The sequence below is a fragment of the uncultured Mailhella sp. genome (assembly GCF_944324615.1).
Lineage (GTDB): Bacteria > Desulfobacterota > Desulfovibrionia > Desulfovibrionales > Desulfovibrionaceae > Mailhella.
Map to the genome: position 1 here is coordinate 1 of NZ_CALUWY010000078.1, position 11,584 is coordinate 11,584.

The 11,584-nt window shown below is 63.4% G+C and carries 11 protein-coding genes; 8 read left to right on the top strand and 3 right to left on the bottom strand.

The window, feature by feature from the left end; all coding sequences use genetic code 11:
- The 6 genes from Q0K07_RS11790 to pgsW all read left to right on the top strand — a co-directional run.
- The coding region (locus tag Q0K07_RS11790) for a hypothetical protein (RefSeq protein ID WP_294559450.1) at window positions 1-989 on the top strand (989 nt) is incomplete at its 5' end.
- A 99-nt stretch (window positions 990-1,088) separates the two neighbouring features.
- On the top strand, window positions 1,089-1,253 hold the full coding sequence (locus Q0K07_RS11795; RefSeq protein ID WP_294559452.1) for a hypothetical protein: 165 nt from the start codon (window positions 1,089-1,091) through the stop codon (window positions 1,251-1,253).
- Between the two features lie 11 nt (window positions 1,254-1,264).
- Window positions 1,265-2,458: a hypothetical protein gene (locus tag Q0K07_RS11800; protein WP_294559454.1), complete on the top strand. Its 1,194-nt coding sequence runs from the start codon at window positions 1,265-1,267 to the stop codon at window positions 2,456-2,458.
- Window positions 2,459-2,750: 292 nt separating this feature from the next.
- Window positions 2,751-3,926 carry a hypothetical protein gene (locus Q0K07_RS11805; RefSeq protein WP_294559456.1) on the top strand — a complete coding sequence of 392 codons (1,176 nt, stop codon included), beginning with the start codon at window positions 2,751-2,753 and terminating at the stop codon, window positions 3,924-3,926.
- Complete coding sequence (gene pgsC, locus Q0K07_RS11810) at window positions 3,917-4,357, top strand: poly-gamma-glutamate biosynthesis protein PgsC (protein WP_294559458.1); 441 nt, start codon at window positions 3,917-3,919, stop codon at window positions 4,355-4,357. The genes Q0K07_RS11805 and pgsC overlap by 10 nt, the downstream gene beginning before the upstream one ends.
- A gap of 22 nt (window positions 4,358-4,379) precedes the next feature.
- Complete coding sequence (gene pgsW, locus Q0K07_RS11815; protein ID WP_294559460.1) at window positions 4,380-5,531, top strand: poly-gamma-glutamate system protein; 1,152 nt, start codon at window positions 4,380-4,382, stop codon at window positions 5,529-5,531.
- A gap of 151 nt (window positions 5,532-5,682) precedes the next feature.
- Here pgsW and Q0K07_RS11820 read toward each other — a convergent pair whose 3' ends face one another.
- Together Q0K07_RS11820 and Q0K07_RS11825 are read right to left on the bottom strand one after the other, a co-directional pair.
- Window positions 5,683-7,005, bottom strand: coding sequence for a 4Fe-4S dicluster domain-containing protein (locus Q0K07_RS11820; protein WP_294559462.1), 1,323 nt, complete (start codon window positions 7,003-7,005; stop codon window positions 5,683-5,685).
- Between the two features lie 320 nt (window positions 7,006-7,325).
- Window positions 7,326-7,778 (bottom strand): hypothetical protein, encoded by a 453-nt coding sequence (locus Q0K07_RS11825; RefSeq protein ID WP_294559463.1) that lies wholly within the window; start codon window positions 7,776-7,778, stop codon window positions 7,326-7,328.
- A 681-nt stretch (window positions 7,779-8,459) separates the two neighbouring features.
- Between Q0K07_RS11825 and Q0K07_RS11830 the strand changes: the two genes are divergently transcribed.
- Window positions 8,460-8,918 (top strand): NapC/NirT family cytochrome c, encoded by a 459-nt coding sequence (locus tag Q0K07_RS11830; RefSeq protein ID WP_294559465.1) that lies wholly within the window; start codon window positions 8,460-8,462, stop codon window positions 8,916-8,918.
- Window positions 8,911-10,446, top strand: a complete 1,536-nt coding sequence (locus Q0K07_RS11835; RefSeq protein WP_294559467.1) for an ammonia-forming cytochrome c nitrite reductase subunit c552 — start codon at window positions 8,911-8,913, stop codon at window positions 10,444-10,446. Before Q0K07_RS11830 ends, Q0K07_RS11835 begins: the two co-directional genes overlap by 8 nt.
- A 385-nt stretch (window positions 10,447-10,831) precedes the next feature.
- Here Q0K07_RS11835 and Q0K07_RS11840 read toward each other — a convergent pair.
- The coding region (locus tag Q0K07_RS11840; RefSeq protein WP_294559468.1) for a hypothetical protein at window positions 10,832-11,584 on the bottom strand (753 nt) is incomplete at its 5' end.

Here is an 11,584-nt window from a genome sequence, read left to right on the forward strand (position 1 = left end):
TCACGCTGCTGCTCTTCTTCCCCGGCGTGGTCACAGGCGTGGGCACGGCCGCAGTACTCAGCACGGGCATGGTCGCCATCACCATCCTGCGCATCTGCGGCATTCCCAACCTCAAGATTGCCGCCATCATCGCCATGGTCACATCCATCGGCGCGGCGGCCCCGCCGGTCAACCTTCCGGCCATCATCATCGCAAGCGGCATCAACATGCCCTACGAAGGGTTCGACCTTCTGCTTCTGGTCATGACGGTGCCCCTCGGGCTGTTCACCATCTTCTTCCTGGGCTACCGGGATTTCCACTCCCCCAGTCTGGAAGCCATTGAGAAGACACTCCCCCGGCCGGAACGCAAAAACTTCATCATGCCCTATGTGCCGCTCCTCGTGGTGGTGGGCATCATGGTGCTCATCCGCGTCTTCCCCGGGGAATTTCCCGATATCGTCACCCCCATGGTCTTCGTCATCGGCACCTTCGTGACCATGTTCACGGGCAGAAAGTTCCGTTATGTGGATGCCTGCGCCGAAGCTCTGCGCGGCGGCGTGTTCTCCACGGTGGCCCTCATCTTCGTGGTCGGCTCCGTGGTGCAGGTGACCACGCTCACCGGAGCCAAGGGCCTGCTGGTCCTCGGCGCAATGGTCATAGGTTCCATAGCCCCTGCGCTCATGTACCTCGCCATGGGCGTGAGTCTGCCGCTTCTGGGCGGCGTGCTCACCCATCTGGGGGCTTCGGTGATTCTGGGCATTCCCTTCACCCTGGCCATGGTGAGCAGCAATCAGATCGCCATTGTGGCGGGCTGCTCCATGCTCTGTGTGCTGGCCCAGGTCATCCCGCCCTCCGCGCTGGGCGGCTACTTCGCCCAGGAACTCACGAAGGAACCGTCCTACGGGCCCATTCTGAAGAAGAGCCTCGTGCCCCTCATCGTGTGCGTGGTCTTCACCATGGTGGAGCTTGTCTTCGCCAACCGGTTCGCCGCCTGGTTCGTCCCCTTCTGACAGACAGCCCCAGGGGGTGAACCCTGAAGCAGCCTTCACCGCTGTGCCCCGGCACGGAGAGTGCCGCACCGGTTCCCTTCCTACGCAAGGAGTTCATATATGCCGCCACTGTATATCATCGTCATGGCCATGTACACCGTGCTCACAGCCTTCATTCTGTATCTCGTCATCCGCAACACTCTGCGTTCCCAGAACATCTGGGAACAGATTCTGGCCATTTTCGTCATTGTTCCCTTTGCCATGCGGCTGTTTTTCATCAAGTAAGGGAGGCCGGCATGACCATCAACCACAGAAAGACAGGCTGGGCGGCCGTAGCCGTTTCCCTGCTCTTCAGCGTGCTGCTCACGCTGAACTATGTTCAGATGTGGAAGGACGACCTCATCATTCCCGGGCCCGGCGTCACCGAAGTGAAGTGGCTCAGCGACTACGAGCCTTCCCTCAGGGGAACCCTGGGTGACACACGCGTGTTCGTCATGGAGGGCAAGGAACCGGGCGCAACCTTCCTGGTACTCGGCGGCACCCATGCCGACGAACCGGCAGGCTGGGGCGCGGCGCTCATTCTTGTGGAACACTGCACCGTAGCCAGGGGCCGGGTCATCGTCCTGCCCCAGTGCAGCAACACGGGCTTCACTCACAACTACCCGCAGGAAGCGCATCCGCAGTTCATCAGCTTCCCCCGTCCGGACGGCACGAAGCGTACCTTCCGCCACGGTTCACGCACGGGCAACTCGGCCGAACACTGGCCCGACCCGGAAGTGTTCATCCAGTACCCGCACAAGCAGAAGTACTCCGGCGAAGAATGCCGCAATCCCAACCGCGCCTATCCCGGACGCCCGGACGGCACCTTTGCCGAGCGCGTGGCCTACGGCATTCAGCAGCTGAACCGGAAGGAAAAGGTGGATATGCAGATAGACCTGCATGAAGGCCAGCCCGAATACCCGTTCATCAACGCCCTGAGCGGTCATCCCCGCGCGCAGGATCTCGTGAGCCTCGCGGCACTGGAAATGCAGATGTACGACCTCGACATCGGGGCCGAAGTCTCCCCGCCCTCCTTCCGCGGACTGAGCAATCTGGAAATGGGCGACATGTTCCCCGACCTCATGGCCATGACCTCGGAAACGGTCAATCCCACCCAGGGCAAGATACGCGGCATCACCGACGAATTCCTGCCGGTGGACGGCATCGACGCCTTCTACGACCGCGCGGCGCAGCTCGGCTACCTTTTCGCCCCGTGGGAAGGCGGCAGCCCGCTCAAGAAGCGCATAGGCCGCAACATGCAGGAACTTCAGGCCCTGTGCGTGGCCCTCAAGGAAGTGACGGGCAAGGAAATCGAATTCGGTCGCATCCCGTCCTATGAAGACCTCATGACCAATGGCGTGGGCTACTACTTCAACCCGCCGCCTGCGGAACCTGCAGACCCGGGTTTCCGGGCCCTGCCCGGCGTCTGGCGGCTGTTTACCCAGCGCTGAACCTCCTCCACTCCGTCCTTCCGGGCCCTGCCCGGGGGGACGGGTCCTTCCGCCGGCACGGAACAGCTCCGCATGAAAGAAACATCGGAGTGTTCCCCGGCTTCCGGCGGAAAACGACGTTTTCCGGAGCCATGCCCTTCCCCGCAAAGGCGGCCCTGCGCAGACAACACGGCTTCTGACGGCTTTCCCGCCCGGAACAGGGGCCGCTCCGACAACGCGTTTTCCACAGGAACCGGACACTCCCGGAAAGAATCTTCCGCGCCGCGCGTCCTCTCTCAGCAGGCGGGATGTCATGCTGTTCTGGATCTGCCTTCTTCTCGTCCTCCTTCCCCTCATGCTGGAGGGGCGGCTCCTTCGCGCATGGCGTGCCCGCATTCCCTGCCGCGTCCATGTGCACGGCACGCGAGGCAAAAGCGCGGTGGTGCGCCGCCTGGCCGCCCTTCTGCGCGCAAGGGGCCTGCGCGTTCTTGCCAAGACCACGGGGGACGCACCGGAATACATCCTGCCCGACGGCTCCGTTTCTCCTGTGCGCCGCACAGGACCGGCCAGCATCCGCGAACATGTCCGCATTCTGCGCATGGCCGCCGCCATGCGGGCGGATGTGCTTGTGGTGGAAGGCATGGCTCTGCAGCGGGAAAACGTGCTGACCTCCGAACATATTCTGCATGCCACGCATGCCGTCATCACCAATCTCAGGCCGGATCATGAGGAAACCATGGGCAGAGGCCGCAAAGGCGTGCTCCGTACCCTCTCGCTCATGATTCCCCCCGGAAAAACACTGTACTGTGCGCAGGAAACAGGGGCCCCTTCTCTGGCGGAAAACGCCGCCGCCCGAGGCACGGCATGCCGCATCGTCTCCTCCGGCCTTTCCGCCCCTCATCAACCCGAGGCTCTGGCCCGGGCCGTTGCCGGAGACATCACCGGCAAACGCTCCCTCCTTTCCGCCGGGGACCTTTGCCACACATCAGCTCCCTGCGGACCCGATCCCCGGGGAAAGGCCGTTCCCCTGCCCGGCGGAGCGGACGGCATGCCCGGCTTCTTCCTCGATCTTTTTTCCGTGAACGATGTGGTCTCCACGCGCATGCTGCTTGCACGCGGCAGGGAGGAGCAGGCCCCCCGGCTTCTGCGCGCCGCGCTTCTCTCCACCCGTGCGGACAGACCTCTTCGCACCACGGCCTTCATGGCATGGCTCATCCATGAACCTTTTTTCGACATCATCGTCGCGGCAGGCGATCATGCCCCCTGCGCCCTCTGGTACGGCGCACTTCTGGCCCGCAGGCGCGGCCTTTCCCCCTCGATCATGTCCGCCGGAGCACTGGGCGGCAGAGCGCCGGAAACGCTGCTGGCCGATCTGGCCCGCAAAGCCCGCGAAAAGGGGCGTTCCGGGCTGTTCGTGGCAGGAGTCGGCAACGCCCACGGCTATGCGGAATGTTTCCGCGCGCGTTACGGAGGCTCCCCATGCTCGTAGAAGCCATTGCCATCGGTCTGGTACTGGGATTTTTCCTTTTTGAATGGACGGGGCTCGTGGCCGGAGGGCTCATCGCCCCGGGCTACTTCGCCCTTTCGCTGGAGCGCCCCGGAACCATGGCCCTGTGCCTCGGCGTGGCCCTCTGCACCATGCTCTTCATGCGCCTTCTCTCGCGCTTCTGCCTGCTTTACGGCCGCCGCCGCTTCATCCTCTGCGTGCTTGTCGGCTTCACCCTGCAGTGGACGCTGGGGGCCGCCATCATGGGCACGGATGCGGCCCTGGGCCGCGTGGAAACCGTGGGCTACATCATCCCCGGGCTGGTGGCCCACGAAATGGACAGGCAGGGCGTATGTTCCACGCTCCTTGCCCTGCTCGTGCTCACCTGTGCGGTGCGGCTTGTCATGGAGCTTTTCGGCCGCATCCCGTACTGAAGCCGTCACGGCAGGAGGCACCATGCGCCCTTCCCTTTTCCTTCAGATGGCGGCCCCCCCTCCCCACGTTCTGCCGCCCTCCCTGCGCAAAACGCGCCTGCTGCTCATCCTCGCCCTTGTGCTTGTCTGCCTGACCTGCCTTTTGCTGCTTCTGCGCGATCCGTGGCGGCCGGACGAAGACGCAAGGCGGGCCTCTACGCTCATGCGTCAGGGCATGGCGGCCGTAGGGGAACTGCGCGAAGAACTCGGCATACCGGTGGATACCGCGCTGGACCCGGCACGCACCGGGCTCATCGGCACGGACTACAGCGACCTCACCACTTCCGTGGGATCCCTGAGCGCCAAACAGACCAGCCTGAACCCCGACTTTGCAGGCCTCGTCACCTTCTGGCTGAAGCAGGCCGGCGTGCATCGCGGCGACACCGTGGCCGTATGCCTCACGGGTTCCTTTCCCGCCCTCAACCTCGCGGCGCTCTGCGCCTGCGAGACCCTCGGCCTGAACCCCGTGATCTTCTCCTCCGTGGGGGCCTCCAATTACGGGGCCAACATTCCGGGCTTCACCTGGCTCGACATGGAGCGCGGGCTGAAAAAGCGCGGCCTGCTCCATGTGCAGACACGCTTCGCCTCCCTCGGCGGCATCATGGACAATGAAGGCGGTCTCGACGGCACGGGCTACGCCCTGGGGGAAGAGGCCATACGCCGCCACGGCGCGACAAGCGTGCCGGAAAACGGCGTGAAGGGGCTGGAAGCCGACATGAAGCGCCGCATGGATCTCTATTTTCAAAAGGGCAGGCCGAAGGCCTTCATCAACGTGGGAGGAGGCGTCACCTCTCTCGGCTGGGTGAGCGAAGCCGCCCTGCTGGACAACGGCCTTCTTGCGCGCGTGCCTTCCACCCAAAGCCCCCTGCGCGGCATCATTTTCCGCATGTACGAAAAGGGCATCCCCGTCATCCACCTCATCAACATCGAACGCCTGGCCGCCCGCTACGGCCTGCCCGAAGCGCCCTCGTCCGTGCCCGACGGCAAGGACAGGGAAGAGCGGCGCCTGCTCCGCATCGCGGGCACGCTGCTGCTCTTCGCCGCCTGGTGGCTTCTCAGTGCCTGTGCTCTCGTCTCCCTGTCGGAAAAAGGAACATCACGCCGGCAGCAACAGCGCCCCCAGAAGCGGACATGATCCCTCCTTCCTCAACCGGGCAGCCCCACGTTCCGCGCCATTGCCGCCCGCAGGCACTGCTCAGCGCCGTACGGATTCCTCAAGCCATACCCGCATGACGCCGGCATCCTTTTTATGGCAGAAGCGCCGGGCAGGCATGGCAAGCCCTCCCTCACACCATGGCGGTAAAGAGAAAGACCGCGTGCATGGCGGAAACAAGGGCCGTAAAGGCCCGCTCCGCGCCGCCTTCCGCGCCCCTTCCGCAGAAGGTCATGCCAAGGCCCCCGCGGGGGCAGGCGGCAAGGCAGGCGCGGCACAATGTGCAGGAAAGGCCGGGCCTGCCCTCCGCCGGGCCTTTTTCCGTCAGCGCGCCGTAGCGGCAGAGGCGCGCACAGGCGCCGCATGAGGTGCAGGCGCTCGTGCGGCTAAGTCGCCAGGGGGAGAGCCTGCCCAGAAGGCAGCTCAGAAGGCCCAGCGGGCAGAGGGTGGTGCAGTAGGCGGCCCAGCCCTTTTTCCGGCTCACGAAAACGCTCACGGGAATCATGACAAAGCCGAGGGCCGTGCCGCAGGCCACGGCCGCGCCCGTGCCCGCGCCGCGGGAAAGAAGAAGCGCCGCGCCGCACACCACGGCAAGGGAAAGGACGCGCCAGCGTAAAGGCCCGGGATGGCGCGAAGGCCGCGCAAAGGAGGCGGCCCATGCGTCCCACGAGCCGAAATAGCAAAGGTGGCTGCACCATGCCGATCCAGAGAGCAGCACCGACACGAGAAAAAGCACGGGCATGAAGGAAAGCCCGCCCCGGTACAGCACCCCGGCGACAATCACCCCCGGCACGGGAATATGCAGTTCCCCGCTCATGGCAAAGACGGCCCAGCCCGCCGAAGCCAGGGCAAGCTGCGCGAAAAACACCACGGAAAAAAGCCGCCACACCCGCATTCTGACCCGGTACGCCTTCTTTTTCTCCATGAGAAGGCCGCATATAAAGGCGCTCCACAGCCCGGCCGCCAGGGCCTGCACCACGCCGAAGCCCGGCAGGAACCTTTCCACAAGCAGAAGATGCGGCACATACCGCGCCATGGCGCAAAGCGGCACGAAGGCGAGTATACAGGCCGCGCCCTGCATGAAGGCGCGCTCCCTGCCCCGGCAGAACCAGGCGCGGCCGTGTGCGGCATGGGCAAGGCCTGCGGCCGCCGCCGAAAGCGCCGCCACACCGAGCAGAATAACGGCAAGGCGCATCCACGGCGCGCCCAGGGCAAGGCGCAGGCGCACCAGTTCCCCCATGGTGAAAAGCCACTCCACGCAGAACAGGGCCGACACCGCCAGAGAAACGGGTCTCATCCACGCCCCGCGCGAGAAACAGGCCGCCATCCACACGATGCAGGCCGCGGCCCACCCTTCCTCGCCCGCACGCCACAGGTGCGCGGCCCCGATGATGAAGGAAAGAGTCAGCGCTGCACAGCACAGCGCCGCCCCCCTCCGGCTTTTCCGCTCTTCCATACGCTTCTCTCCATGCTTCCGAAACGGCATGCTCTGAGTCCCCTGCCCCTGCGGACTCCGGGGAACGCAAATCCGCCCTGCCGGGAAAACAGGCGCTTCATGACTATCTTCCGGCAGAAAAAGTGCCCTGCCGCACGGTACCTTCCCCCCGGAAACAGGCAGGGAAAGCCCTGCGGCACGGCAGAACACCGCGCCCATACTGCCATGACTCCGGCCGCCGCGCCGTGATCCGGGGCATGCCTGCGGCATATTCCATCCCGCCCGGGCCGTGCCGCCCTGCCGTAAAAAAGCCGGTTCTGTGGCACCGGTACCTGATAAGCTTACCCGAACATCAGAGTCAGAAGACTATCCAGTCCTTTTTCCTGCAGGTGTAACAGCGCAGCCTTCGGAAACTCGGTGAGAACTTTCCGAACGCTTGTTTTCTGTCCCTCGGAAAGAGTCCGTATCTCCCCGGCCTGTTTCAACAAAGCCTCTCTGAGTTCTTTGTCCGGAGCAGGATGCAGTACATCTTCCCCGGCTTCCAACAGACCGTTTACCGTGATTCTGAACCCCTGATTGATGCTCAGACGGCCGTCGGGCGAAAGCTGACTGAACTTTTCAATATAGCCGCATTCTTCCAGTGCTGCCAAATGAACAACAAGTGCGGCCAGTTTTTCCTTCCGGTTTTCTCCGGGGGCCATTTCCACAAGCTTTTCCCACACAGGAAGAGCAAGTCCCGGATAGGTGGGCGCAACTTCTTTCAGCAAGGCAATCTGAAGACTTTTATCGATCATATTTCCAAATCCTTTTGCAGCATCATGGAGTGACCATCGCCACGGTACCAGAGGCGCCTGCACCGCTCAAACACCAGGTAACGCATCTGCATGAACGTAAAAAAGAATCTCACAACATTCCCATGGTGAATCCGGACCACTGAAAAATTGCCGGGCAGGGAATCCTCCCCACCCCGTCCACTTCCTGCACGCCGTTTTCTCCCTTCCCCCGCGTCTACTCTACATCACTCCCCCTGCGCCCCCGACATACGCCGCGCGCCTCCTTTCCCCTCACAGAGGGGCGCGCTTTCTCCCCCCGCCCGCGCCCATCCCTCCCTGTTTCCCCCTTTCCGCGTCCCCCTCCGGCACGGCCCCTCACAAACAATAGGGGCAGGCTGTGCCTCCCCGTCCCCCTCTCACTCCCCGGGCATGTCCTCCCCTTCTCACGCCCTGCACGAGGTGCGCCGCTGTGTGCCCCGCCGTTCTCCCCTGCCTGAAAGGATACCTGCTCAGGCTGCCCCCGCCCGCGCTCCCGCATTTCCTGCCTTCCTGTGCCCTCCTGCCTTCGCAAGGCCCCTTTTCCCGGCAAAAGCGGAGACGGGGCGTGTATGTTTCACTGCTTGTGATTCAAATCACATCATTTTTTTCTCATGCCTGTATAAAGAAAGGGCCGGAGTGTTTTTTAGCGGAAGGAGGAGACCCATGAAAGCATCCAGGCACGGACCACGGAACATGCTGCTTGCGGGCACGGCGCTGGGAGCGGCGCTGGTGCTCGCTGCGGCGGCCGGAATGCAGTATTCCGACTCAAGACCTTTCTGTTCCACCTGCCATGTCATGAAGGAAGCGGCGCTCACGCACAGCCTCTCGCCCCATGCGGATCTTGCGTGCAACGAATGTCACGCGCCCCACAACCTGCTGGCCAAGCTCCCGTTCAAGGCGCAGGAAGGACTGCGCGACTTTGTGGCCAACCTGCAGGGCAAGGAGGCCCCGCTGCTTGCGCGGCTGGAAACGCGGGACGTGGTGAACGCCAACTGCCGCGCCTGCCACGGCGTGACCAATGCGGACGTGATGATGGCCAAGCCCTATTGTGTGGACTGCCACAGGGGCATGGCGCACCAGAAGAAAATTCCTGTCAGCTTCAGGGAGGCGGCGGATGAATAAGACGACTATACTCACGACAGGCGCGGTACTTGTGTGTTCTCTCATGCTCGCAGGCTGCGAGGACGACACCTATGTGGTGAAGACGCCCGTATATGAAAGCGGCCTTCCTGCGAACACGACGAAGGCCTCGGAATTTGAAAAGGCCTTCCCGCTGCAGTACGCCTCCTACCGGCAGAACGACGAATCCTCGGTGATGACGGAATACAAGGGGTCGGTGAACTTCCGCAAGAACGACGGCGTGAACCCTCTGCCCAGGGGCTTCAGGGCGGCGCAGCCGTATCTGAAGAATCTGTGGCTGGGGTATCCTTTCATGTATGAATACAACGAGGCGCGCGGTCACACCTATGCGGTGAAGGACATTCTCGACATCGACCGCATCAACCGCTACTCGCCGGACGGCAAGGGCAACATGCCCACCACCTGCTGGAACTGCAAGGTGCCGAACATTTCCCAGTGGGTGGCGGCCGAAGGCGACGGCGTGTGGAGCCGCGACTTCAACGAATACCGCACCAAGGTGGACGTGATGAACGAGAGCATCAGCTGCGCCACCTGCCACGACACCACGACCATGGAACTGCAGCTCTATTCCATTCCGCTCAAGGACTGGCTTGCCCGAAGCGGCAAGGACTGGGCCACGCTTTCGCGCAATGAGAAGCGCAGTCTGGTATGCGGCCAGTGCCATGTGGAATACTACTTCACCCACAAGGACAACGGCCCTGCGGGCAAGCCCGTGTTCCCGTGGGACAACGGCTTCGATCCGGAACAGATGTATGAATACTACAACACCCACGGCGCGAACAACGGCCCGTTCACCGATTTCGTGCACGCGGTTTCGGGCGTGAACATCATCAAGGCCCAGCACCCCGAATACGAAACCTGGCAGAACGGCCCCCACGGCGCGGCGGGCGTTTCCTGCGCCGACTGCCACATGCCCTACAAGAAGCAGGACGGCAAGAAGTATTCCAGCCACTGGTGGACCTCGCCCCTCAAGGATCCGGAACTCACGGCCTGCCGCACCTGCCATTCGGACAAGACGCCGGAATTTCTGCGCGCCCGCGTGCACGACATTCAGGAAAAGACCTACCGCCAGCTTCTCAAGGCGCAGGAACGGAGCGTGAAGGCTCACGAAGCCGTGCGCCTCGCCAACGAATACGAAGGCGACAGAAACGCAAGGTATGAGGAACTCATGGCCATGGCGCGGGAGAACGTGCGCAAGGGACAGTTCTTCTGGGATCTCATTTCCGCCGAGAACAGCGTGGGCTTCCACAACCCGGCCAAGGCCCTCGACACGCTCATGAGCTCCACGGAATACAGCCAGAAGGCCATCGACCTGTGCCTTGAAGCCACCAACGCGCACATCGCCTCGGGCCTTGCGGGCGACATCAGGGACATCGTGCCGCCCATTCTGGAATTCAGCCGCAAGCTCCAGCAGGATCCGGAATACATGAAGAGCCACAAGTGGCTCACCTACCTCCCCGTGCTGCCCAAGGCCGAGCTGGTGTGGGAAGGCAACAAGAGAATACGCTAGCATCCTCCTTGAGGGCGGGTTCCGGCCCGCCCCGCACCGGCCCGGAAGCGACACCCTGCGCCCGGGCCGGACCTGAAACCATCCTCCCGGGGCCCGTCGCCCCGGCCCCTCGAAGCAGGCGCTTTTCATGCAGAAGCGCCTGCTTTTCTCTTCTTCCGGCGGAAGGCGACACAAGTCCCCTGCTCCGCCCCCTGCCGCCCACGGCAGAAAAGGGGCGCGCCGCAAAAAACGGCTCCGTGTCTTCAGAAGCTCCGGCCTGTTCCGCCCCGGGCTTCGCCTGCACGCGAAGGCCCCGCAGAGGCCGCGGCAAAAGAGTCATCTTCCGCGGAACGCTTACCGCCTGCCCCTGCCGCACTCCGCCGCCCGGAAAGGGCACTTTCTGCCGTTACCGGTAATTGAAGCTGAGCACTCCGGCCACAAGATCCTCCTGTCCGGGGGAAGCGGCCCTCACCTTTGCCACGGCGGAGGCCGCCATGGGCATGAGGCGCTCCACCTCGTCCAGAATCGCGGAGGCTTCCGGCGAAGAAGGATCGGTCAGCCCCAGGGAAACTTCCAGCACAAGGCAGATGAAATCCACCGTAATGCCGCTTTCGCCCCGGCAGCGCAGAAGCTGCTCCTCCAGCTTACGGCGCAGGCCCGCACCCTTCACAAGAAGACAGCGATAGTACCAGATGAGCGGCCACGGGTGTCCGCGCCGGCCCCTGTCCCTGTCCAGCCATTCTCCAGAATCCCGCAGGCAGGCGTTGCGCTCCTCCTCCGTACCCCAGAGCACGAGATAGCGCAGAAGAAGATACAGGCGGAAGCGGTCGGCCGACACCTCGGCATCGAAGACGGCCTCCATAATGGGGAGACCCAGCGCACGGGCCGTCATCAGCGCGGCCTTCTCCCGCGTGCATCCGGGGGCGTCCATGGCGTTCACGGCGGCATAGGTCGCCGTCTGGGCCGTCTGCCTCCGCGCCATTGCGGGATTCACGACGGCGAGACGGGCAAATTCCTCAAGCGCCAGATCAAAACATATCGAAGCGCTCTCGAAACGCCGCTGAAAGGCCTCGTACTGCCCCAGACTGCTGAGGAGCTTGCCCGCCATTTCTCCCCGCGGCGTTTCGCCGCCTCTGGCGGGGTTCCACCGGTCAAGTCT

Bases quoted from the DNA above. Each gene is read 5' to 3' on its own strand.
- Q0K07_RS11835 (WP_294559467.1), top strand. From the start codon at position 8,911: ATGAATAAGACGACTATACTCACGACAGGCGCGGTACTTGTGTGTTCT.
- pgsW (WP_294559460.1), top strand. From the start codon at position 4,380: ATGCGCCCTTCCCTTTTCCTTCAGATGGCGGCCCCCCCTCCCCACGTT.
- Q0K07_RS11805 (WP_294559456.1), top strand. From the start codon at position 2,751: ATGCTGTTCTGGATCTGCCTTCTTCTCGTCCTCCTTCCCCTCATGCTG.
- Q0K07_RS11795 (WP_294559452.1), top strand. From the start codon at position 1,089: ATGCCGCCACTGTATATCATCGTCATGGCCATGTACACCGTGCTCACA.
- Q0K07_RS11830 (WP_294559465.1), top strand. From the start codon at position 8,460: ATGAAAGCATCCAGGCACGGACCACGGAACATGCTGCTTGCGGGCACG.
- Q0K07_RS11820 (WP_294559462.1), bottom strand. From the start codon at position 7,005: ATGGAAGAGCGGAAAAGCCGGAGGGGGGCGGCGCTGTGCTGTGCAGCG.
- pgsC (WP_294559458.1), top strand. From the start codon at position 3,917: ATGCTCGTAGAAGCCATTGCCATCGGTCTGGTACTGGGATTTTTCCTT.
- Q0K07_RS11800 (WP_294559454.1), top strand. From the start codon at position 1,265: ATGACCATCAACCACAGAAAGACAGGCTGGGCGGCCGTAGCCGTTTCC.
- Q0K07_RS11825 (WP_294559463.1), bottom strand. From the start codon at position 7,778: ATGATCGATAAAAGTCTTCAGATTGCCTTGCTGAAAGAAGTTGCGCCC.